The sequence below is a fragment of the Mesorhizobium sp. ISC25 genome (assembly GCF_042295465.1).
GTDB lineage: Bacteria > Pseudomonadota > Alphaproteobacteria > Rhizobiales > Rhizobiaceae > Mesorhizobium.
The window spans coordinates 5,174,174-5,196,384 of sequence record NZ_CP135441.1 but is presented as its reverse complement, the minus strand read 5'-3'; the positions used below and the strand labels follow the sequence as shown (position 1 = coordinate 5,196,384).

Genomic DNA, 22,211 nt, shown 5'->3' with positions numbered 1-22,211 from the left:
CTTTCCCAGCCGATGTCAGGGGCACCTGTCGTAAAGCCTCGCCGTAGGATAGCCTTGCCGGGTTGTGCAGATCGCATTAGGGATGGTGTCGAGGCCCGGCTCACGCCAGGCCTCGTCCGCTTGGCAGGGGGGACCGAAGAATAGGGCTTCCATTCCTATTCTCCGCCGCCAAGCGAATGGACATAAACTGCAAGTTCCTTGACCTTGATCTCGCCGAGACGGCCAACCCAGGCCGGCATGACGCCCTGTTTTGGCGCACGGACCTGTGCGGCGATGGCTGTCTCACCGGATCCATAGAGCCAGATCGCATCGGTCAGGTCGGGGGCGCCGAATTCCCTGTTGCCTTTTGCATTGTCGCCGTGACAGGCCACGCAATTCTCGGCAAAGACCTTGGCGCCGGGTTGGATCAGACTTGCATCGCGGACCTTGCCGGAAAGGCTGGCCACGTAGGCGCTGACTTGTGCGATCTGGTCGGCGGTAATGATGTCGCCGAAGGCCGGCATTTCCGACAGCCGCGTTTCCGCATCAGTCGCAAAGCGGATGCCGTGCGTAATCGTCTGCTGGATCTGCTCGGCCTTGCCGCCCCATAGCCAGTCGTCGTCGTTGAGATTGGGAAAGCCCTTGGAACCCTGGGCGCCGGAGCCGTGACATTGTACGCAATTGACCTTGAAAGCGGCGCCACCGGCGGCGATTGCGAATTCGCGCAGGCCGTCGTCCGCGGCGATTTCCGAGACGCTCTTGGACTCCACCGCCGAGATATATTTGCCCTTGGCGGCCTCAGCCGCGGTCAGCTCGTTCCTGACCTCGTTGCGGCTGGAATAGCCGAGCACACCCGTTGTCGCCGAGTGCAACAGAGGCCATGCTGGATAGGCAATGGTGTAGCCTATCGCCCAGACAATGGTGACGTAAAAAGTGATGACCCACCATCTGGGAAGCGGGTTGTTCAGCTCCCGGATACCATCCCATTCGTGGCCGGTGGTCGAGACGCCAGAGATTTCATCGATATGCTCGTCGCTCATGATCACTCGTCCTCGAGCGGAATGCGGGCCGCTTCGTCGGCCAGCCTTCGGCTGCCGGGGCGTAGGGCAAAGGCGATGCACCCCACGAAGAACAGCGCCATCGCAACCAGGCCCCAGCTGTCGGCAAACGCCCGCATCAAATTGTAGGTCATCAGCGTTCTCCTCAGCGGTAGCCGGCGGCTTCGTCGTAATTTTTGAAGTCGACCAGTGTGCCAAGCATCTGCAGGTAGGCGAGCAGGGCATCCATTTCGGTGACCTGTTGCGGGTTGCCGTCGAAGTCGCCGATCTTGGCTTTTGGGTAACGCGCCTCAAGGCCTGATGTGTCGGCATTGGGATCGGCCTGCGCCCCCAGATCCGCATTGGCGTGGGCGATCATGTCATCCGTGTAAGGGACGGCTACAAGCCTGTTGGCGACCAGATGCGTCGAGAAATCCTTCACGTCGATCGGCGTGTCTTTCAGGAACCCATAGCTCGGCATGATCGATTCCGGCACCACCGAGCGCGGGTCGGTAAGATGCGCGACATGCCATGCATTCGAGTAGCGGTCGCCAACTCTGGCGAGATCCGGCCCGGTGCGCTTCGATCCCCACTGGAAGGGGTGATCGTACATGGACTCGGCAGCCAGGCTGTAGTGGCCATAGCGCTCAACTTCGTCGCGGAACGGCCTGATCATCTGGCTATGACAGAGGTAGCAGCCCTCGCGCATATAGATGTTGCGCCCGACAAGTTCGAGCGGCGAATAGGGGCGCATGCCTTCCACCTTCTCGATCGTATTGTCGAGATAGAAGAGAGGCGCGATCTCGACGATGCCGCCGACCGTCACCACGAGCAGCGAGCCAACGAGAAGAAGCGTGGCGTTCTTCTCGATGATTGCGTGTTTGTCCATCAAGCCCATTACCTGGCTCCTGATCGCGCAGGTCGGATGGCGACGGGGCTCGGCATCGGCTCCTCCTCGCGCTGGTGGCCGAGGATGGTCCTGGTGATGTTCCAGGCCATGATCAGGGCGCCGGAGAGGTACATGGCGCCGCCGATGGCGCGCATGACATAGTAGGGGTGCATGGCGGCGACGGTTTCGGCGAAGGAGTAGACGAGGAAGCCCTGCTCGCCATATTCGCGCCACATCAGGCCCTGCATGATGCCGGACACCCACATCACCGCGGCGTAGACGACGATCCCGAGTGTCGCCAGCCAGAAGTGCCAGGTGACGAGCCTCAGCGAGTAGAGCCGTTGACGGTTCCAGAGCTTCGGGACCATGTAGTAGATCGCGCCGAACGAGATCATGCCGACCCAGCCGAGCGCACCCGAATGGACGTGCCCGATGGTCCAGTCGGTATAATGCGACAGCGAATTGACCGCCCGGATCGCCATGATGGGGCCTTCGAAGGTCGACATGCCATAGAAGGCGACGGCCATCACCATCATGCGTATGATCGGATCGGTGCGCAGCTTGTCCCAGGCGCCGGACAGCGTCATCAGGCCGTTGATCATGCCGCCCCAGGACGGCATCCACAGCATGATCGAGAACACCATGCCGAGCGTCTGCGCCCAATCGGGCAAGGCGGTGTAGTGCAGGTGATGCGGCCCGGCCCAGATGTAGAGAAAGATGATAGCCCAGAAATGGACGATCGACAGCCGGTACGAATAGACTGGCCGGTTCGCCTGCTTGGGCACGAAATAATACATCATGCCGAGGAAGCCGGCGGTGAGAAAGAAGCCGACCGCGTTGTGGCCGTACCACCATTGCGTCAAGGCGTCCTGGACCCCTGAAAAGGCGGAGTAGCTCTTGGAGCCCAGGAACGAGACTGGTATGGACAGGTTGTTGACCACATGCAGCATCGCGATGGTCACGATGAACGACAGGTAGAACCAGTTGGCCACGTAGATATGCGGTTCCTTGCGCTTCAGGATCGTGCCAAGGAACAGAATGAGGTAGGCGACCCAGACGATGGTCAGCCAGACATCCACATACCATTCGGGTTCGGCGTACTCGCGGCCCTCGGTGATGCCGAGCAGGTAGCCGGTCGCGGCCATGACGATGAAAAGCTGGTAGCCCCAGAAGACGAACCAGGCGAGATCACGGCCGAAGAGGCGCGCGCGGCAGGTGCGCTGCACGACATACAGAGACGTGCAAAGCAGCGCGTTGCCGCCGAAGGCGAAAACGACACCGGATGTGTGCAACGGCCGCAAACGACCGAAATTGAACCAGGGCTGGATGTTGAGATCGGGGTAGGCGAGCTGCAGCGCGATCACCACGCCGACCAGCATGCCGACGACACCCCAGAACACGGTGGCGATCGCGCCGTAGCGGATCGGACCATCCATGTAAGCGGATGGGTCAATCGGAGCTGCTGGCCTGAACTCCGTGTTGCGCAACAGGATCGCAGTGAAACCAGCCACTGCGAAGAACAACACCCACATGTGTCGGCGGAAAGGTTCATCCACGCCGAAGCCGGCGGCCACCAGGGCCGCAAAAGCGAACACGCTTAGAAGGACGATCTCTGTGCCGAATTTCATTGCAGATCCCGATCTCGAATCTGGTGGATGCCAAATCCGCAGCGCACTAATCGCGCAGCCGCCGCCCCCTCGCCCTGATCTATGTCAGGCCGCACGATTTTGTGCGGCGCAATCAGCAGGTGGCGAATGAACGAGGAACGCAGCGCGGGCTCACCCCCTCATGGAAGGCGTTCCCTGGGTTGGGCGGGCGCAGACGCGATCGCTGAGGCGAAAGCTGAGGCTCTGCGCGCGTTGGATGCTATTGCCGATGCCCTGCCAAACGTTGTTCGGATCCCATTGGAAACGAACGCGATCGTTCCGCCGAGCCGTGGCAGATTAAGGACCATGCTTCGCCGGTATGTGCCGAAACACACCTGGCGATTGGTCACGTTCCTATCAAAGGCCGAAAGCTGTTTGTCTCGACCGTGACGCCGCTTCGTCGAAGGCGCGGCGACATCGCATTAAAAGGCAAACACGGCCCGCCCCGGAGTCATGCGACATGGCCTCGCCGCTTAGGGCCGCTCGCGTCCGCCGCCACAGCGCTTCTCCAGACGGCTTATGCTGTCCACCGTCACATGGCGTGCGTTCTCAATCCGAATCACCCCGTCAGCCCGCAATCGCGTCAGTTGGCGGCTCACGGTCTCGCTGGTGATTCCAAGGAAATCAGACATTTCGGCACGCGTCAGCGGCAGATCGAAGGAGGCCGACCCGGAAGCCGCATCGAGACTGGAATCGATATTCCGGGCCATCATGAGGAGAAAAGTCGCCACCTTTTCCGGAGCTGTCTTGCGCCCCAGCGTCACCATCCACTCGCGCGCCTCATCGAGTTCATTCAGCGTCTGTTTGAGCAGGCGATGCTCGAATTCCCGTGACGCCTTCATCATCCGTTCGACGGCCGCTCGCGGAAACGAACACAGCGTGACTGCTGTTGCCGCTTCCGCATTGATCGAGCTTTCCTCCTTGAAAGGACGTCCCAGAAAATCCGGTGCAAACTGGAGACCGACGATCTGCTGGCGCCCATCCGACAGGCTCTTTGATAGCTTTACCACGCCTGAAAGCACGTTGGAGTAGCTGTCGACGTTCTGTGCCTCGCCGGTCAACTCCATTCCTGACTCGATCCGGCGACGCGAGCAAGTCTTGGCGAGCCCAACCAAATTGTCTGGATCGAGCGCACCGCAGACACCGCGACGCCGTGCCTCGCAAGGGAAGCAAAGAACAGGAATGCCGGAACTATGAATGTCTTGCCGAAAGGTCATGCGTTCGCCTTACCCGATCCTAACTGCCGGCAGGATACCCATCCAGGGTAGAGAAATCCTGCGGCGGTTTGTCCATGAGCGCGGCTGATCGAGATCAGGGTCTGCTTCAGCGATGCGTGCAGTGTTCCGGCGGGCAACACGGTGAACGCGAGATGCAATCGGAAATAGCTGTCAAACTCAGCGAGAACGTCCCACGCTACACCAGCTATCCGACGGCGCCGCATTTCCATTCGGGGATCGATGCTGCCATTTACCGTGGCTGGTTGGAGACGCTGGAAAGCGGCGACGAAATCTCGCTGTACCTGCACATTCCTTACTGCGACAAGCTCTGCTGGTTCTGCGCCTGCCACACCAAGCAGACGCACCAATATGAGCCGGTGGCCGCTTATCTGCGCTCGCTGAATGCCGAAATCGTCACGATTGCCGGTCTGGTGAGCGGCAAGGCACATGTCCGTGCAATCCACTTCGGTGGCGGTTCGCCAACTATTCTGAGGCCCGATGATATGGTTGCTCTTGGAGCGGCCTTGCGGGACAGCTTCGACCTTCTCCCGGATGCTACGGTCAGCATCGAAATCGAAACCAACGACATGGACAAGGCGCGCCTTGATGCACTTGCTCAAATCGGCGTAACGCGGGCGAGCCTCGGCGTGCAGGATTTCGATCCGCAAGTGCAAAAAGCAATTAATCGTGAGCAGAGTTTTTTGCAGACCAAGGCAGTCGTCGACGGGGTTCGTTCGCGGGGCGTCGAATCGGTCAATCTGGACCTGCTCTACGGGCTCCCGAATCAGACACGCGAGACGATCTGTTCCACGGTGGCGCAGGCACTGACCTTGGAGCCAGACCGGATGGCCCTGTTCGGCTACGCACATGTGCCCTGGTTCAAGAAGCATCAGACGATGATCGACGAGGCATGGCTGCCGAGTCCCACTGAGCGTTTCGCCCAATCTCAACTCGCGGCGCGGGCAATTGTCGCCAAGGGATATGAGGCAATAGGACTCGATCATTTCGCGAAGCCCGACGATGCGCTGGCCATAGCGGCCCGCGCAGGGGTTTTGCATCGCAATTTTCAGGGCTACACTGAGGATCGCTGCCCGACACTCATCGGACTTGGCCCTTCGTCCATCGGTCGTTTTCGCCAAGGCTACGTGCAGAACATGGCTTCGACTTCCGGGTACGGGCGCATGGTTGCGGATGGCGGGTTGGCTGCCGTGCGCGGCGTTGCCCTTTCCGACGACGATCGCGTCCGTGGCTGGATCATCGAGCGGCTGATGTGTGATTTTGCCTTCTCGGCAGTCGACCTGGTGGAGCGGTTCGGCAAAGCCGGCGAGCAGCTCCTTCATCGCTCGAGGTCCATCGCACTCCACGATCCTGCCCGAGCGCTTGAATTCGATGGTGACAGTTTCCTCGTACGGACTGAAAGTCGCCCCTTCATTCGAACCATCGCGGCCAAGTTCGATACATATTTCAAAGGGGGAACGGCGAGGCACTCGGTGGCGGTCTGAGCAAAGCACAGTGCGCTCGCCGTTTGGTCGATCGGCGAACCAGCTGCGTTCGTTTTGACCGCTCATAGCCGACTACCGCATCAAAATCGAAAATGCAAACTTAGGCTGTTGCGCGGTATCTCCTTCCACATCCACTCTTGCGCATACCTGCATTTCAAGGTGTTTGATCCTATGCTTCGCAGGTAGGTCGCGACAGCTAGGCAATGTTCCAGCTGCCCTAGCGGAGGAGTCACGATTTTCCGGCAAGCTCCGTCGGCAGACGTTCTTTTCTGGCCTTGGCAAAGGCTCGGTCGCCTTCCAGAAACGCCGCCAGCATGAAAGGGATGAGTTCTGCCACGGTTTCAGACTGACCATAGGTCTGACGGTAAAGTGCAGCATACTCCTTGAGTGTTTGGCTCAGCTCCGCGCTGACGGTAATGGTGATCTTCGAAGCTGTTCGGTCCGGAAGTTTTCCAAGTTTCAGGTCAGCCATGATAACTCCTGCTCAACTGGCGTATGGCCGCAGCACGATGTCCTTGTGCACGATGACGCGCAGTGGCCAACCTGGGCGGACGACGATGGTGGGCTGGATATTGAGGTTTTTTTCGGTGATGCGCTGGCCGGCTCGACTGGCGTTCTGCTGGGCTGATTCCCGGATCGCCTTGACCAGATCGCTCTCGTTTTCGCCGAGGCTGAATTCTGTGCCGACACCGAGCAATGTGGCAAGCGCCACTCCCTTGATCATCTGCCAAGTGTGGAAATCGACTTTGTCTTCCAGCCCTGCGTAGCCGGCGGTGTCGCTCGCGGGCAGATTGTCGATTTCGGCCGACGAGCCGTCGGGCAGCAGAATGCGCTGCCAGACCAGCAGCGCTCGCTTTTGCCCGAACGCGACGACGCTGTCGTAGACGCCGATAAGACGTGAGCCCTGCGGAATCAGCAATATGTTGCCCGTGACCGTGTCGTGCACATTTTCGGTGACTTGCGCGACCACAAGGCCCGGCAAATCGGAATTGATGCCGGTGATCAGGCTGGCGGCAATCACGCTGCCAGCCATCAGTTGATATGGCGAGATCGGCGTCTGAAGCGCATGCGGATTGTAGATCCCGCCAGTGCTCCGCTGGCTGAGAAAATCAAGCTTTCGCTGCTGATTGTTCTGGTCGCCTTCCGCCGCCGCCACCGAGGCTGACGCGCGTCCTGCTTCGGATTGGGGAAGCGCCTCAAATGGATGCTGAGCAGTTTGCACGCTCTCTCCGACATCTGTCTGTTGAGCTCGATTTTCGACGCGGAAAAGCACCCGCGATTCACGCGCTTCGATCGCCTGCTGCGCTAGACGCTGCTCCTCGGCCGAGATGTCTTGGCCCGGCACGATGCCGAGCTGGCGCTGCCGCTCGAGGATGGGGCGGCCGAGGTCGCCCGGCAAAGGTAGCCCAAGGACGGGAGGCTTCGGCTTCATGCCGGAATAGTCATGGGGAAGCGTATCGAGTCCCTCGGCGGTTGGTTTGCGCTGAGTGTTGTAGAGATCTTCCGCCTGATCCCTGATGCGAAGGGCCGGCCCCTGGAGGGCGATCATGGTAACGCCGAAGACAGCGCCGGATCCGAGCGCTGCGATCGCGATGATCACACCGCGCCTGAACCGCACCACGCGGCGGGGAGAGGCCCGAAGCTGCAGTTCCTCGGGATCCAGTTTCGGCGGGATGCCAGAGCGGGAATTTTCGATCATGAGCCCTCACCTCGCCGGCTGCCGCGAAAGAGCGAGATCCGCCGTTGCGGTTGCCTGCCGTCAATCCTGCTGATGCGGATCACCTGCTGCCGCTTGGTGCCGAGGCGAAGTTCGGCCGCGGCGAAGAGCCGATCGACGATGTAATAGTTGCCGCGCACGCGATAGTTGACGAGCTCGCTGCTCCCATCTGCGCCGACGATGAAGAGTGGTGGCGCCTCGCCCTGATCTATGCGACGAGGGAACTCAATATAGACCTTGCTGCCGTCGTCGAAGGCTCGCGTCGGTCTCCAGGGCGGTGTGTCGCCACTGATTGAGTAGCGAAAGCGAAGGTTTTCGAGCGCGATATTCGACGCGACCGGTGTAACTGCCTCGGCTTGAGCATTGCGCTGGCGAAGCGCGATGATCTGGTCTTGGCTGTAGGTCCAGGAGATTGCCGCCATTGCGGTCTTCTCGGTGCTTTGAAGCTGCAAATGATAGGTCCGCCGGTCCGTCGTAATGACGACATTGGTGGCAAGACCCGGCGCGAAGGGTTTTACCAGAACATGGGTGCGCTGATTGTCACCGGTGCCGCTTGCGGTATCGCCAATGACCCAGCGCACGGTGTCGCCAGCCGACACGGCGGTTAGTTTCTCGCCCGGCTGCAGAGCGATGTCGGTCACGCGCTCCGGCGCGGCATAGAGTTGATAAAGCGCGCCATCGGTGAAGGGGTAGACTTGCACTGCATTAACATACCCGTACTTGGTGGGTTGCTGGGTCGCGGCTTTGTTGGCATCAGCGACGCGTTCTTCAGGAGGGCGCTTGTCCTCGGCCTTGCCGGGCTCGGGCTGCATTTGGCCAGGCAGCGGCAGTGGTTTTGGCACCTCGACAATTCTAATCGGCCTCTCCGGCGCTTTTTCGATCGCGGCCGGTTTGAAGTCGGCAGCGTCATAGGAAATCTCAGGCGGCGGCACCTTCTTCGATGCACAAGCGGAAACGACCGCTGCCGACACCGATAGGATCAGCACGGCACGAATCGGTGACATTTTACCTTTCATTGGTGGACTCCGTCGGAGAAAGGGGGGCTGGGACGGCGCTGTCGAGCTCGCGTGACCAGTCAATGGCATTGATGAAGACGCCGAGCGGATTCTTGCGCAGCTGATCCGTATTGCTTGGCGAGCGGATCACGATCGTGAGGATCGCAGTCCAGCGCATCGTGCTGGCAAGGCTTCCGCGCTCAAACACCTGCTCGGTCCATTTGACCTGGAATGAACTTTCGGAGGCTCTGACCACGCTGGTGACCTGTACCGAAACACTGCGCGTTCCGATCTGACCGAAGGGGTCGTTCGCCTTGGCGTATTCGTTGAGGAAGAGCGCTGCGCGATCGCTAGCAAAGTCGTACGCTGCCAACCAGTTCTGCCGTACCAAAACCGGATCGGTGGAAACGGAACGGACATTCTGGATGAAGCGGCCGAGATGCCAGGCGATCTGAGCATCCGAGGGCTCATAATTCCGGATCGCCGGCGCGACGGCGTGCGTCTCGCCGAAGCCATCGACCTCGACGACATAAGGCACGACACGGCTTTGCATCGACTGCCATACGAGTCCGCCGGAAAGCCCGGTCGCCAAGGCCAGGCAGCCAAGGGCCATGATCCGCCAGTTCCTGGCCTGCAGTCGAGATGAGCCGATGCGCTCGTCCCACAGCTGGGCGGCTTTTTGATACGGCGTGACCGGTTCGGGTGTTTTGCCGTAACGGTGCACGGGTCGCTTGAAGAGCATCTAGTCATCCTTGTCGTTGAGAGAGGGGTTGGCGCTGCCTCCCGGCCGGTCTCCGTCTCGGACAGCTTGCATGGCAGCGTGGCGATTTGCCCGGGCGGTCTGTTCAGAACGTAGGCGCCTTGCCCACGTCGGCGCCGAAACAGTGGCCGAACCGGCAGAGCGTTCGGTCATTGACGCTGTCGGCGCGCCGCCGGTCGCGGTCCACGCGGCATCGCGCCCGGCATCGGCGTTGCGCCCAACACTTGCAGTGGCGGATCGCGCTATGCGTATAGCGGCGCCGCCAGCTGCACTGGTTACACCATGCATTCCAGCAGCCACACCGGAGAGGCCAGCGTCGGGCGAGGTTGCGCGCCCGATCTGCCATGACGTGGAAGCAGCCGATCCCATTGTTGTGCCGGCTCGGATGGCGGCGAGACCGCCGCTGGTTGCCATACGCGCGCCAGCAAATGCTGTGCCTCCAGCAACGAGTGATACACCCGCTGCCGCCGCGGTCGTGCCGAGGGCGGCGCCCGCCCCAAGCTGCGGTGCGCCTGAGACAAGACCCGACGCGATCCCCGGCCCAAAAATGCCAAGGCCAAGCAGTGCCAGTGCGCCCAGTACCTGGGACATGGCACCGGCAAGATCCGGCTCCTTGCCTTGCAATGCGGAAGCGAACTCCCCGAAGAGCGTGGAGCCGATACCGACAATGACGGCGAGCACCATCACCTTGATGCCTGACGAGATAACATGGCCGAGCACGCGTTCGGCCAGGAACGCTGAACGGTTCCAAAGTGCGAATGGAACCAAAACAAAACCTGCCAGCGTGGTGAGCTTGAACTCTAGGATGGTGATGAAAAGCTGGATGGAAAGGATGAAGAAGGCGATGATGACCAGGAACCAGGCCATCAGCAGCACGAAGATGGTCAGTGCGTTGCCGAAGATTTCCGGGAAGCCCAGGAGCTGACTGGCTTGGTCAAGCATTGGCCAAGCACCTTCGAAACCGGTCGCGGCAATGCGGCCCGGGCGCAAGAGATTGTCTGCCGACAGATTGCCGGCCGACGCCTTAATCCCGAGACCGGCAAAAGAACGATAAACGATATCGGCGAGGTTCTTGAAATTGTTCAGAATGAAGGCGAAGACGCCAACATAGAGCACCTTGCGGACAAGCCGGCCGAGAACGCTGGTTTCGTCGCCGAGCGCCCACGCCAGGCCGGCAAGTGTGATGTCAATGCCGATCAGAATGGTAGTGAGGAAGGCGAGGTCGCCCGATAGCAGACCGAACCCGCTGTCGATGTAGCGGATGAAGGTCTCCATGAAGCGATCGATGACGCCAAGGTCGTTCATGCCGCTGCCTTTCTCGTCGTGATGAACTCGTGATTAATTGCCGGGATAAGCCGAGCCGGTACCCAAGAATCGCTTCGTCATCTCGCGGGCGGCTTCGTCTGACTGGGCCTTGCGGGCGGCATCCTCGGCCTCAGCTCGAAACTGCGTTGCGAGCAGCGTCTGGATCTGCATCTGCTGTTTTGTCGAAAGCGCCATCAGCTGGTTGGTGGCCTGGCTTGCCTGAAGCGCACCGGCCGCCCCTTGGCTGCGGTTGACGAGATCGGCGAGCAGATCGCCGTCGGCGCGGACGTTCTCGACGATTTGCGACTGGACACCCATGGTCTGGCGGAACGCCTGCATGGCGGTTTGCCAACGCTCCCGCGCAGCACTCGCCACATCGCTGACTTTGATCGTGGCGTCGTAGCTTTCCGGATATTGGCTGCGCCACTGGTCTTGAAGCTTGCCCAGATCAAAGCTGAGGCCACTCGCCTGGTCCATCAAGCCGTCGATGCGATGGAGCGAACCGGTGAGTTGGCCAACGGAAGAGAAATCCAGACGCTGAAGATTGCGCGCCATGTTCTGCAGCATGGTCGCCTGATTCTGCAGCGACTGGATCTGGTTGTTGATCTGCTCCAATGCGCGCGCGGCCGTCAGCACGTTCTGCGCATAATTGGACGGATCGAACACGATAAGGGCGTAGGCGGGCTGCACATAGTCGGCCATAGGCTTGGCGATCAGGGAAACGGTGATCAGGCCGGAGAGAAGGCGTCGCCGCATCATGAGAATTGCTCCTTGTCTGGTTGAGGGAATTGCTTGAGAAGTTCGCCGGCCCAATCGAGGCCGCGCGCGATCAGGAACTGCGAGGCAAAGCTGCCTTGCCCGTCTTCGGACATGATCCTGTCGATCAGAGTCTGCGTGGCCGGATCGGAAGCACCGCAAAGCGCAAGAGCGATGGGGCCAAGCTCGAGCTCGAACAGACGGTTGCCGCGGCGCGATTGCAGATAATACTGACGCTTCGGCGTGGCGCGGGCGATCAATTCGATCTGCCGCTCGCTTAAACCGAAGCGCTCGTAGGCTGTGCGCGCCTGGGGTTCCACGGCACGATCATTGGGAAGGAAAATGCGCTGCGGGCAGCTTTCGATGATTGCCGGCGCTATGCCAGAGCCCGCGATATCAGCCAGCGACTGCGTAGCGAAGACAACCGACACGTTCTTCTTTCGCAGCACCTTCAGCCATTCGCGGATGCGGGCGGCGAACAGCGGATTGTCGAGATAGACCCACGCCTCGTCGAGCATGATCAGCGTGGGCCGTCCGTCGAACCGTTCCTCAAGTCGCTGGAACAGATAGGTAAGCACTGGCAGCAAAGCGCCTTGGCTGTGCATTAACTCCTCGGTCTCGAAACACTGCACATCCGACAAGGCCAGCCCATCATGATCGGCATCGAGCAGGCGGCCGAAGGGACCATCGAGCGTGTAGGGCATCAATGCGGTCTTCAGCGCATTGGATTGAAGCAGGACCGAAAGACCGGTCAGTGTGCGTTCCTGCGCCGGCGCGGTGGCAAGGCTGGCCAGCGCTGACCAAATAGCCTCCTTCACCTCCGGCGTGACGGTGACGTTCTCGTGGGCAACAAGGCTGGCGATCCATTCGGCCGCCCAGCTTCGGCTAGCCTGGTCGTTGATGCTGCGCAGTGGCTGAAAGGCAAGGGAACCGTCCGCTCCTAGCGCGTGGTGTTCTCCACCCATGGCAAGTGTTGCAGCACGGGCCGAATTGCCTTTGTCGAAGACATAAACCTGGGCGCCGGCGTAGCGCCTGAACTGCAGAGCAATCAGAGCAAGCAGAACCGACTTGCCGGCGCCGGTCGGACCAACAACCAGCATGTGGCCGACATCTTCGACGTGGGTGGAAAGCCGAAACGGTGTCGACCCACTGGTCTCGGCAACGAAAAGCGGTGGCGCTTCGGTTTGGGTGACTTTCGCGAGATGCTCGTTTGTCGCAGGACCGGCCCAAACCGACGACAGCGGCATGAGATGGGCAAGATTCAATGTATGAACGAGCGGTTGGCGAACGTTAGCGTAGACATGGCCAGGCAATGAGCCGAGCCAAGCCTCGACCGCATTGACGCCTTCTCGGATCGTGGTGAAGCCGAGCCCATTGATGATGCGCTCGACCGCGCGAAGCTTCTCTGCAGCGGCTTGGCGATCCTCGCCCCACACCGTCACGGTGGTGGTGAGATAGCCGAAACTCACATGATCACCGCCCAATGCCTGAAGGGCTTCGTCGGCATCGAGCGCCTTGTTGTCGGCATCGCTATCGACAAGCGGGACCGGCTCGTTGGTAATGACCTCGCGTAGGATTGCCACGATCGACTTGCGCTTGGCAAACCACTGCCGGCGCAATCGCGTCAGCGTCTTCGTGGCTTCCGTTTTCTCGAGCGGAATGAAGCGCGTCATCCAGCGATAGGCGAAATCCTGATGATTGAGGGTATCGAGGATTCCGGGCCGGGTGAGGTTCGGAAAGCCGAGGATGGTCAGTGTGCGAAGATGCTGCTCACCAAGCATCGGCTCCAGGCCACCGGTAAGCGGCGCATCGACCAGGATTGCATCCAGATATATCGGCGTTTCCGGGGCCATGATAGGATGGCGACGAGGCGAAATCGTGCCGTGGAGGTAGGTCAACGTCTGAGCATCATCGAGGACGCGTACTTCGGACATGAAACCCGAGAAGAGATCGAGCACGCGGTTGGTCTCGTCACGGAACCTCGCCAGATCCTGGCGCCAGTCTCTTTCTCCTCGGGAATAATGAGAGTCGACGAGCGTGCTTTCTGCGCGCGCCTGGGCGTCCGGCGGTGGCATAAACACCAAGGTCAGATGATAGCGGCTCTCGTAGTGCGCTACCTTCCCCTCGAAAGCAGCGCGGCGTTCTTCGTCGACCAGCCACGACGCGGCGTCAGGAAAATGCGAGTTCGGATAGCCCAGCGCTTCTGTGCGCTCGGCCTCAAAGAACAATGCCCAGCCAGAGCCAAGGCGTCTGAGAGCATTGTTCGCCCGGGCGCAAATGCCGACGAGTTCAGCCTCCGTCGCACTTTCGAGATCCGGGCCGCGGAACCGCAACGTCCGCTGAAAGCTGCCGTCCTTGTTGAGCACGATGCCGGGCGCAACCAAGGCAGCCCAGGGTAGATGGTCGGCAAGCCGGTCGGCTTTGCTTCGATATTCCGAAAGGTTCAGCATGCAAGCCACCCCTTCAGACGTAGGTGGCGCACAAGCACGCTGGCGAAGTCCGGATCGCGTCTTGCGGCAAACACCGCTAACGAGTGGCCTGCGATCCAAAGCACCAGACCAGCAATCCATTGCTGCAAGCCGAAGCCAATGGCCGCGGCCACTGTACCGTTGAGGATCGCCACCGCGCGCGGAGCCCCGCCGAGCAGGATCGGCTCGGTCAGCGCCCGGTGGACCGGTACTGCGAAGCCCTCGATATGCTGCTCCCCGGCGGCCATCAGACGAGCGCCCCACCACCGAAGGAGAAGAAGGAGAGGAAGAAGCTCGATGCCGCGAAGGCGATCGACAGACCGAAGACGATCTGAATCAGGCGCCGAAAACCACCGGCGGTGTCGCCGAAGGCAAGCGTCAGGCCGGTGGTGATAATGATGATGACCGCAACGATCTTGGCGACCGGTCCCTGGACGGACTCCAGGATCTGCTGCAGCGGCTGCTCCCACGGCATGCCTGAGCCGGCGGCATAAACCGGGGCCGTGATAAGAAACGCGAGCGCTGTGGACGAAAGAAAGCGAAGCTTCTTGCGCATGAGGAAGGCCTTTCAAAGCTGCTGGAGTTGCGAAAGCGTGAGCGGGGCAACGGCGTAATCGCCGCTGCCGTCGAGACCGGTGACCTCGGCGATTGCGTCGATGTGGCGCGACGAGCCGCGTCCCGCTATGAAGACGATCAGATCTATCGCCTCAGCGATGAGCCGGCGGGGAACGGTGACCACGGCTTCCTGGGCGAGTTGCTCAATGCGATAGAGAGCCGAGCGCGCGGAATTGGCGTGTACGGTAGCGATGCCGCCTGGGTGCCCGGTGTTCCATGCCTTCAGCATGTCGAGCGCTTCCGCGCCCCTCACCTCGCCCACGATGATGCGGTCCGGCCTGAGCCTCAGCGTCGAGCGCACGAGATCGGCAAGGGTGACCGAGCCCCGCCTTGTTCTCAGGGCAACGCAGTCCCTGGCCGCGCACTGCAGTTCGCGTGTGTCCTCGATCAGGATCACCCGATCGTCGCATTCGGCGACTTCAGCCAGCAGAGCGTTGGCGAGTGTTGTCTTCCCCGAGGAAGTGCCGCCGGCGATCAGCATGTTGCGCCGCTCGCGGACGGCCTTTTTCAGCGCATCGGCCTGCAGCGGCAGCATGATGCGTTCGGCAACATAGTCGGCCAGGGTGTAGACTTTCGCGGCGGGCTTGCGGATGGCAAAACATGGCGCCAACACCACAGGTGGCAGCAGGCCTTCGAAGCGTTCGCCAGACGGCAATTCGGCACTGACGATCGGGTTGTCGGCGTGCGCCTCGGCGCGCACGTGCGAAGCAACCAGGCGGATGATACGTTCTGCCTCGGACGGGTGCATGTGAACGTCGGTATCGACCCGACCTTCGCCTAACCGGTCGAGTCGCAGCGCGCCGTCGGGATTGACCATCACCTCGATGACGGACGGATCGGCCAGGGCTTCGGTGATTGCCGGACCCATGGCGGTGCGCAGCATGACACGCCGCCGGTGGTCGGCCTCGGGATGAGAGCTCATCCTTCCCCTCCCCCACCATTGTCTTTGCTAAGCGACTTTTTGCCGGAAGCGATCTGGCGGCCGACCTTCTCAACGAATTTCTCGAAACGCTCTTGGGCAATAGCCTGCGTTGATCGATCCGGGACCGGCGTGTGGGCGTGAAGGGTGATCGAAAAGCGGATGAAGAGCGCCAGGCTCTCCAGGATCACCTCGGAATCGCGCCTGACGTGGGCAAGATCGCGGGAGAGCCGGTCAAGCCTTACGCCGTAGCGCCGATCGAACTCGCTCTCGCCACGCCGCTCGATGAACGCCTCGATCGCCTTCGCCACGATCGCTGATTTGGTCGTTGACGGATCGCGACTGAGGTTGTCCAGTTTCTCGCTGAGCTCCGGCTCAAGCAGAAACTGATGGCGAATGCGGTGCGGCTTCATGCGGCTCGTTCCGACGGCCCGGCGTTGCGCCGGCGACGGGAGAAGCATCGGCCAGACGCTCAAAATTGCTTATGGCCGTTATCTACGCTGAGGTGCGCTCTGCAACTCAGCGGACTTCAGAAGCCGGGAATGACATCGTCGCCCCTGCCCTCGTTGATACCGTAGGCGCGGGCCGCAGTGGAAATCCGATCCATGACACGCTTGTCCGCGAGCGCTTCGCTGTCATCGTCTGCGGGCTTGTACAGATCGGCCTGATCGGGCTCTTGAGAGACAACAACGTCTTCTTCGGGCAGGCTTGGATGGCGTTGCTGCTGAACGCCTCCCTCGTCTTCAACTGGCGCGTCGGCGCTTTCCTCGTCCGCAGCAAGTCGGCTATCGACGCTGCACACTTGTCCAGTCCAGCCGTCCGGGCGTGATGCAGGGCAGTCCGCATAGGGTCCGTCGTGCAGCACCGGCGCAGGCAGCACCCGATCTGTGAAATTCTGATCCTGATAATAGCGCAGCTTCTTGGCGCGGATCGGCGGCAACCCAGAAACCAGGACCAATTCGTCTGACGGCGGCAATTGCATCACCTCGCCTGGCGTCAGGAGCGGGCGCGCGGTTTCCTGGCGGCTCACCATGACATGTGAAAGCCAGGGCGCAAGCCGATGGCCCGCATAGTTGCGCATCGACCTAAGTTCGGTTGCGGTGCCGAGGGCATCCGAGATGCGCTTGGCCGTGCGTTCGTCATTGGAGGAAAAGGCAATTCGCACGTGGCAATTGTCGAGAATAGCATTGTTCTCGCCATAGGCCTTTGAAACCTGGTTCAAAGATTGTGCGATCAGATAGGAGCGAATGCCATAACCTGCCATGAAGGCGAGCGCCGTTTCGAAGAAGTCGAGGCGACCGAGCGCCGGAAACTCGTCCAGCATCATGAGCAGCTGATGCTTACGGCTCTTCTTCGGGTCCCCCTCCAGACGCTCCGTCAACCGCCTGCCGATCTGGTTCAAGATCAGTCGCACCAAAGGCTTGGTGCGCGAGATATCCGAAGGCGGCACGACCAGATAGAGCGACAGCGGTCGCTCTCCATCCACTAGGTCAGCGATGCGCCAGTCGCAGGACGAAGTGGCCGCCGCGACCGTTGGATCACGATAAAGCCCGAGAAAGGACATGGCGGTCGAGAGGACGCCTGAGCGCTCGTTTTCCGACTTGTTCAGGAGTTCGCGGGCCGCCGAGGCCACTACGGGATGGACCTGAGGGTTATGCCCCGTCCCGAGATGGTTTGTCGTCATCATCCGCCGTAGCGTTGCGGCAAACGAGCGTTGCGGGTCCGACAGGAAGGTGGCGACGCGGGCAAGCGTCTTGTCCTCTTCAGCGTAGAGCACGTGCAAAATGGCGCCAACTAGAAGTGAATGGCTGGTCTTCTCCCAGTGGTTCCGTCGCTCCAGCGCGCCCTCGGGATCGACGAGGATGTCGGCGATGTTTTGAACGTCCCGGATCTCATCTGGGCCTTTGCGCACCTCCAGCAGCGGGTTGTAGCGTGCCGATCTCGGGTCGGTCGGATTGAACAGAAGGCAGTACGAGAATTTCGACCGCCAGCCGGAGGTCAACTGCCAATTTTCGCCTTTTATATCATGAATGATGGCAGACCCGGTCCAGGAAAGTAGCGTTGGAACAACCAGCCCCACGCCCTTGCCCGAACGCGTCGGCGCAAATGCCATGACGTGCTCCGGGCCGTCATGGCGCAGATAGCGATCGTTCAGCCTACCGAGGAAAACGCCCGCCGGCCGTAACAACCCTGCCGTCTCGACCTCATGAGTCGTGGCCCACCGTGAAGACCCATAGGTCGTAACCGACCCGCGCTGTCGCGCGCGCAAAAGCGAGCCTGCGATTGCGGCGGCACAGCCCAGGAATCCGCTGGCGCCTGCAAGCGTACCGGCTTTGTCGAAGACCTCCGGCGCATAAGCATCGAAGTGGAACCACCATTCAAACAGCTTCCACGGCTTGTAGATTGGCCAGCCGGCGAAGAGAAACCATGGTGCGCCGAGAGGCGTCTGGTAGGTCAGCATTTGAGCGCACCATTGGGTTGCCGTCCATACGCCGATAATGACAATTGCGCACACAACGGCGATCTGCCCGATCAGTAGCTTCGTAGGTGTCATCGGCTTGACCCGCTGAACAACGCGACCTAGCATCGCGCGGCGCAGCCGGGACAGGAATGTTCCTCACATACGATTTGGGAGCAATGAACGACTTCCTACGTATGCAGGTCGGTCAGCACGCGTGTTGCGCCTTCACGCGACACCATCCTCTCCATTCACCCTGAGGCCCGGCGCCGACGACAGTTGCGTGATCGCTCCTCCGCAAAGTTATCTTCTGCGTTCAGGGAGCCAGGGGCGCCTGGGCTGGCTGATGAACACCGTCCGCTCGCGCATGTGGGGTCGAATTGATTTGTGCCCAAGTGGAGGCAGGCTCATTTAACAGTTGCCGCAGTTCCCCTGGCTCGAACGCCATCATCGGTGGGGAAGCGGGTTCATCCTCCAACAGTTGCCGCAGTTCCTCTGGCTCGAACGCCATCATCGATGGGGAAGCGGGTTCATCCTCCAACAGCTGCCGCAGTTCCCCTGGCTCGAACGCCATCATCGATGGGGAAGCGGGTTCATCCTCCAACAGCTGCCGCAGTTCCCCTGGCTCGAACGCCATCATCGTTGGGGAAGCGGGTTCATCCTCCAACAGCTGCCGCAGTTCCCCTGGCTCGAACGCCATCATTGGTGGGGAGGCAGGCTCGTCCTCCAACAGTTGCCGCAGTTCCCCTGGCTCGAACGCCATCATTGGTGGGGAGGCAGGCTCGTCTTCCAACAGTTGCCGCAGTTCCCCTGGCTCGAATGCCATCATCGGTGGGGAGGCGGGTTCATCCTCCAGCAGCTGCCGCGGCTCTTCCTCGTGCGGCAAGCGCCTCCTTAGCCTGTCTTGCAGCGCCTGCCGATCGGCAACGAGGTTGTCGAGGGGCAGCGGCTCGTGGTCTGGCCGCTGCCCTTTCACCAATCGTTCAACCAGCGCCCACGTGCCCTCCAGGACAAATACGCCGCAATCATAATGGTTCGTCTGTCTGGCCATGGGGGCTGGCGCCAAGGTAGCATTCAGCAGTCCTGCGAGCTGTTTTGCAGGCACGTCGTTATATCCCTCTCGCTGGAGGGAGTCGTAGTGATAGGCGAACCGCCTTTCGGGGTCGCGGCGATCAACGAGCAGCAGCGACCAATGGGTGCCGGGGCTAGTAGCCGTGCCATTATTCACTGGCAAGAACAGGAAGTCGGCTGTGGCGTTGTTTTGATTATAGATGGACTGCAATATGCCTCGAGCGTCTTGCGGCGACGTGTGTCGCAGTAGATGGGATACGGAAGGATCCACCAGCCGAGTCCGGGCAGCGAGCGCCGGATTGATCCCCTGCAGTTGCCCCTCCAGCAAATTGTAATCTCTCTGGATATGGGCGTCGCTCAGCCATTCGGCGGCGCCGAGCACCCGCCCCGTTGCAACGTTGGACGGGGCTGTCGGATCGAGCGCCCCGATCTGAGCCCCAGAGGAACTGGTCGTCAGTGTGGTCACATCAACCAGTGGAAGGCCGCGGTAGGTGCCTGGCAGCTTAGCGGTTGCTGGCGAGGCGGGTTGGGGAGCTCTTGCCGGTGCCGCTGGCCCAGCTTCAGCAGCGGCCCCAACGCGCCTGGTGACTGCGTCTGCCGGATGAGCACCAAGGACAGTTTCGCGCCCGAGCACAATGCGCGGCAGGATATCCCGGAGGTGAGCCAATGCAGAACCGATCCTTAGCCTATTACCATAGGAGACAGCCTTGAAGCTCTCAACATCTTTATCCAGCGATTTGTCGTGAATCCGAGCCGCAATCCCAGGCTTGTTATTTTGACGCAGGTACTGGCTAAAATGTCTAAGAAAAGTTGTATAGCCGCCCACGGTATCTGGATTTCGTCCGGTCGCAGGCGCTGCCAGGTACTCCTTGGTCGAAGCGGCTCTGTAATCTCTAATGAGCTCGGCATCGTCAGGATAGGGGATCACGACAGGGCGACCCATAATCGGGGCTCCGCCTGTCGACTTCTTGAGGTAACGCAGTGCGCCAGCCACGGTGGAGGAACCACCCGTACTCTCGTACTCCTTGAGATCCTGATCCAGCGACGAATGGTAAAGCCGAGCAGCAAACCCTGGCTTGTTGTTTTGAAGGAGCCACCGACTAAAGCCGAAAAGAGAATTTACATTGTAAGTGACCGTGTTCGCGCTGGCCTTACCCGCGTGGAATGCTGCCCTCAGCCCTTCGACAGCGGTCGCATCGTTGGAATAGACAGGACGCTTGTCGGAACCGTTGGGGACTACAATTGGACGATCCGGCTGCACTGTCGAGGGCATCGACCCACCACCTCCGGGATGCGGTGCTGGGGTGGATTCGTGCTCATCCCTCTGCCTGACGAGCTGCGCCTCACATTCCGGTGTAGCCACCTTATGAGGATCCTGCATCGGTTCGATCCCCTCCATCTCCTGCTGCAACCAAGCCAAAGCTTGGCGAGCGGCGGCTTCATCAACCGCGGAGGATGTCTCCACACCTCTGGCGGACGCCGGCAGAGCCTGCTCCGCCCGCCGTCGAAAGAGCTCTGGCGAGGCGGATTTCTCCGCCCACAATCTGGGCTGCGTAGCGATTCCCCGTCCAGATTTATGTGGCACCGCCTCGCTTGGCAGCGGGCTGCTCCTGTCCCGTGCAGCTACCAGCCCCTCCGGGGCGACCTGGTCGCCGTGGCGCCAGTTCAAGTGAGGGACGGCCTCTCCAAAGTCGGGTGCTTGGTGTTGGTGCGCGGTTGGGGCGAGAGACAATGGTAGATCGGTGCCTTCCTTATAACCTACCGGCAGGAGCTCCTCTGGCCAATCGAATCCCTGCTGTGGTGCGGTATGCTGAGCAGCGTCGCCACGGGGACGAGCCTCCATGCTGACCGCGTTTTCCAGATGACTCCCGAGTATAACGCGCGGCGGGTGCTTGCGGAGATAAACCAGTGCAGATTCGATCGGAGCTCCACGATTAGAGGAGGCGGCCTTGTAGCTCTCAACATCTTTATCCAGCGATTCATCGTAAATCCGGCCCGCAATCCCGAGCTTGTCATTTTGACGTAGGTAATGACTGAAATGGTTAAGAGCAGTTGCGTAGCCGCTCGCGGATCTGAAATGTCTAGTGAGCGCGGCGTCGTCAGGATGGGGGTTCAGGACAGCGCGACCCACAATCGGGGCGGCTCCGCCTATCGACTTCATCAGTTGACGCAGTGCGCCAGCCACGGTGGAGGAACCACCCCTACTCTCGTACTCCTCGAGATCCTGGCTCAGCGACGGATGGTAAAGCCGAGCAGCAAACCCTGGCTTTTTATTTTGAAAGAGCCAACGACTAAAGCCGAAAAGAGAATTTGCGCTGCGAGTGACCGTGTCCGGCCTGGCTTTACCCGCAAGGAGTGCAGACTTCAGCCCTTCGATGGCGGTGGCATCGTTGGAATAAACAGGACGCTTGTCGGCACCGTCGGGGGCCACAATTGGACGATCCGGCTGCACTGTCGAGGGCATCGACCCATCGAGATGCGGCGCTGGGGTGTTTTCGTGCTCATCCCCCTGCATCGCGAGCTGCGCCTCCCGTTCCGATGTACCCACCTGATGGGCAGGGAGTTGCATCATCACGCGAGCGCCTGAGTCACCAACCTGACATGGTTGCCGCTCAGTGACAGCATGCTGCAGATTGCTTTGGATCCTCTGCCTCTTCGTTGGTCTCAACTCACCTTTGCCATGCGAGCCATTGACGAGGACATCCTCGCCTGGTGCACTCATCAACTCATCCGCCGCCTGCAATTCGCCCAAGTGCTGCTCAAAACCGGCTTGGCCGGCCTGTCCGCTTGCTCGTGCGGTACGGCGTGCTGCACCTGCAGCCAAGCTGCTACGATGAATGTCCAGTTTGTACGGGTGCACGCTATCCTCACTTCCAC

19 protein-coding genes are annotated in these 22,211 nt (G+C 60.6%); 1 reads left to right on the top strand and 18 read right to left on the bottom strand.

The annotated features are described in order from the left end of the window. Positions 1-155 precede the first annotated feature (155 nt). The 5 genes from ccoP to RQ479_RS25420 all read right to left on the bottom strand — a co-directional run bounded on the left by ccoP (position 156) and on the right by RQ479_RS25420 (position 4,768). Positions 156-1,019: a cytochrome-c oxidase, cbb3-type subunit III gene (ccoP, locus tag RQ479_RS25440; protein ID WP_024502865.1), complete on the bottom strand. Its 864-nt coding sequence runs from the start codon at positions 1,017-1,019 to the stop codon at positions 156-158. 2 nt (positions 1,020-1,021) lie between these two features. Continuing rightward, positions 1,022-1,171, bottom strand: coding sequence for a cbb3-type cytochrome c oxidase subunit 3 (locus tag RQ479_RS25435; protein WP_024502864.1), 150 nt, complete (start codon positions 1,169-1,171; stop codon positions 1,022-1,024). Positions 1,172-1,182: 11 nt separating this feature from the next. After that, entirely contained in the window at positions 1,183-1,914 is a 732-nt protein-coding gene (ccoO, locus tag RQ479_RS25430) for a cytochrome-c oxidase, cbb3-type subunit II (protein ID WP_024502863.1), read from the bottom strand. Then, a complete protein-coding gene (gene ccoN / locus RQ479_RS25425) occupies positions 1,914-3,533 on the bottom strand; it encodes a cytochrome-c oxidase, cbb3-type subunit I (protein ID WP_024502862.1) in 1,620 nt (539 codons plus the stop codon). Before ccoN ends, ccoO begins: the two co-directional genes overlap by 1 nt. Positions 3,534-4,024: 491 nt before the next feature. Further along, the gene (locus tag RQ479_RS25420) at positions 4,025-4,768 is read right to left on the bottom strand and encodes a Crp/Fnr family transcriptional regulator (protein WP_024502861.1); all 744 of its coding nucleotides are present in this window, start codon (positions 4,766-4,768) and stop codon (positions 4,025-4,027) included. A gap of 152 nt (positions 4,769-4,920) precedes the next feature. Between RQ479_RS25420 and hemN the strand changes: the two genes are divergently transcribed. Continuing rightward, the gene (hemN, locus tag RQ479_RS25415) at positions 4,921-6,270 is read left to right on the top strand and encodes an oxygen-independent coproporphyrinogen III oxidase (protein ID WP_024502860.1); all 1,350 of its coding nucleotides are present in this window, start codon (positions 4,921-4,923) and stop codon (positions 6,268-6,270) included. A gap of 229 nt (positions 6,271-6,499) precedes the next feature. Here the strand turns inward: hemN and RQ479_RS25410 are convergent, their stop codons facing one another. The 13 genes from RQ479_RS25410 to RQ479_RS25350 form a co-directional block, all read right to left on the bottom strand. Continuing rightward, positions 6,500-6,742 carry a DUF2274 domain-containing protein gene (locus tag RQ479_RS25410; RefSeq protein WP_024502859.1) on the bottom strand — a complete coding sequence of 81 codons (243 nt, stop codon included), beginning with the start codon at positions 6,740-6,742 and terminating at the stop codon, positions 6,500-6,502. A gap of 12 nt (positions 6,743-6,754) precedes the next feature. Continuing rightward, the gene (locus RQ479_RS25405) at positions 6,755-7,669 is read right to left on the bottom strand and encodes a TrbI/VirB10 family protein (protein WP_245462057.1); all 915 of its coding nucleotides are present in this window, start codon (positions 7,667-7,669) and stop codon (positions 6,755-6,757) included. A 296-nt stretch (positions 7,670-7,965) separates the two neighbouring features. Further along, positions 7,966-9,003, bottom strand: a complete 1,038-nt coding sequence (gene trbG, locus RQ479_RS25400) for a P-type conjugative transfer protein TrbG (protein WP_024502857.1) — start codon at positions 9,001-9,003, stop codon at positions 7,966-7,968. Further along, on the bottom strand, positions 8,993-9,724 hold the full coding sequence (gene trbF / locus RQ479_RS25395; RefSeq protein ID WP_024502856.1) for a conjugal transfer protein TrbF: 732 nt from the start codon (positions 9,722-9,724) through the stop codon (positions 8,993-8,995). The genes trbG and trbF overlap by 11 nt, the downstream gene beginning before the upstream one ends. Beyond that, the gene (trbL, locus tag RQ479_RS25390) at positions 9,725-11,047 is read right to left on the bottom strand and encodes a P-type conjugative transfer protein TrbL (protein WP_126057783.1); all 1,323 of its coding nucleotides are present in this window, start codon (positions 11,045-11,047) and stop codon (positions 9,725-9,727) included. Between the two features lie 33 nt (positions 11,048-11,080). Continuing rightward, complete coding sequence (gene trbJ / locus RQ479_RS25385; RefSeq protein WP_024502854.1) at positions 11,081-11,806, bottom strand: P-type conjugative transfer protein TrbJ; 726 nt, start codon at positions 11,804-11,806, stop codon at positions 11,081-11,083. Continuing rightward, positions 11,803-14,253 (bottom strand): conjugal transfer protein TrbE, encoded by a 2,451-nt coding sequence (trbE, locus tag RQ479_RS25380; protein ID WP_128288074.1) that lies wholly within the window; start codon positions 14,251-14,253, stop codon positions 11,803-11,805. The genes trbJ and trbE overlap by 4 nt, the downstream gene beginning before the upstream one ends. After that, complete coding sequence (locus tag RQ479_RS25375; protein ID WP_024502852.1) at positions 14,247-14,519, bottom strand: VirB3 family type IV secretion system protein; 273 nt, start codon at positions 14,517-14,519, stop codon at positions 14,247-14,249. Before RQ479_RS25375 ends, trbE begins: the two co-directional genes overlap by 7 nt. Further along, complete coding sequence (locus RQ479_RS25370) at positions 14,519-14,827, bottom strand: TrbC/VirB2 family protein (RefSeq protein ID WP_024502851.1); 309 nt, start codon at positions 14,825-14,827, stop codon at positions 14,519-14,521. Before RQ479_RS25370 ends, RQ479_RS25375 begins: the two co-directional genes overlap by 1 nt. A gap of 12 nt (positions 14,828-14,839) precedes the next feature. Then, positions 14,840-15,808 (bottom strand): P-type conjugative transfer ATPase TrbB, encoded by a 969-nt coding sequence (gene trbB / locus RQ479_RS25365; RefSeq protein WP_024502850.1) that lies wholly within the window; start codon positions 15,806-15,808, stop codon positions 14,840-14,842. Further along, the gene (locus tag RQ479_RS25360) at positions 15,805-16,218 is read right to left on the bottom strand and encodes a CopG family transcriptional regulator (RefSeq protein WP_024502849.1); all 414 of its coding nucleotides are present in this window, start codon (positions 16,216-16,218) and stop codon (positions 15,805-15,807) included. Before RQ479_RS25360 ends, trbB begins: the two co-directional genes overlap by 4 nt. A 116-nt stretch (positions 16,219-16,334) precedes the next feature. Continuing rightward, positions 16,335-18,359, bottom strand: coding sequence for a conjugal transfer protein TraG (locus tag RQ479_RS25355; RefSeq protein WP_024502848.1), 2,025 nt, complete (start codon positions 18,357-18,359; stop codon positions 16,335-16,337). Positions 18,360-18,579: 220 nt separating this feature from the next. Next, on the bottom strand, positions 18,580-22,086 hold the full coding sequence (locus RQ479_RS25350; RefSeq protein ID WP_376702837.1) for a Ulp1 family isopeptidase: 3,507 nt from the start codon (positions 22,084-22,086) through the stop codon (positions 18,580-18,582). Between the last annotated feature and the right edge of the window lie 125 nt (positions 22,087-22,211).

Bases quoted from the DNA above. Each gene is read 5' to 3' on its own strand.
- ccoP (WP_024502865.1), bottom strand. From the start codon at position 1,019: ATGAGCGACGAGCATATCGATGAAATCTCTGGCGTCTCGACCACCGGC.
- RQ479_RS25435 (WP_024502864.1), bottom strand. From the start codon at position 1,171: ATGACCTACAATTTGATGCGGGCGTTTGCCGACAGCTGGGGCCTGGTT.
- ccoO (WP_024502863.1), bottom strand. From the start codon at position 1,914: ATGGGCTTGATGGACAAACACGCAATCATCGAGAAGAACGCCACGCTT.
- ccoN (WP_024502862.1), bottom strand. From the start codon at position 3,533: ATGAAATTCGGCACAGAGATCGTCCTTCTAAGCGTGTTCGCTTTTGCG.
- RQ479_RS25420 (WP_024502861.1), bottom strand. From the start codon at position 4,768: ATGACCTTTCGGCAAGACATTCATAGTTCCGGCATTCCTGTTCTTTGC.
- hemN (WP_024502860.1), top strand. From the start codon at position 4,921: ATGCAATCGGAAATAGCTGTCAAACTCAGCGAGAACGTCCCACGCTAC.
- RQ479_RS25410 (WP_024502859.1), bottom strand. From the start codon at position 6,742: ATGGCTGACCTGAAACTTGGAAAACTTCCGGACCGAACAGCTTCGAAG.
- trbG (WP_024502857.1), bottom strand. From the start codon at position 9,003: ATGAAAGGTAAAATGTCACCGATTCGTGCCGTGCTGATCCTATCGGTG.
- trbF (WP_024502856.1), bottom strand. From the start codon at position 9,724: ATGCTCTTCAAGCGACCCGTGCACCGTTACGGCAAAACACCCGAACCG.
- trbL (WP_126057783.1), bottom strand. From the start codon at position 11,047: ATGAACGACCTTGGCGTCATCGATCGCTTCATGGAGACCTTCATCCGC.
- trbJ (WP_024502854.1), bottom strand. From the start codon at position 11,806: ATGATGCGGCGACGCCTTCTCTCCGGCCTGATCACCGTTTCCCTGATC.
- trbE (WP_128288074.1), bottom strand. From the start codon at position 14,253: ATGCTGAACCTTTCGGAATATCGAAGCAAAGCCGACCGGCTTGCCGAC.
- RQ479_RS25375 (WP_024502852.1), bottom strand. From the start codon at position 14,519: ATGGCCGCCGGGGAGCAGCATATCGAGGGCTTCGCAGTACCGGTCCAC.
- RQ479_RS25370 (WP_024502851.1), bottom strand. From the start codon at position 14,827: ATGCGCAAGAAGCTTCGCTTTCTTTCGTCCACAGCGCTCGCGTTTCTT.
- trbB (WP_024502850.1), bottom strand. From the start codon at position 15,808: ATGAGCTCTCATCCCGAGGCCGACCACCGGCGGCGTGTCATGCTGCGC.
- RQ479_RS25360 (WP_024502849.1), bottom strand. From the start codon at position 16,218: ATGAAGCCGCACCGCATTCGCCATCAGTTTCTGCTTGAGCCGGAGCTC.
- RQ479_RS25355 (WP_024502848.1), bottom strand. From the start codon at position 18,359: ATGACACCTACGAAGCTACTGATCGGGCAGATCGCCGTTGTGTGCGCA.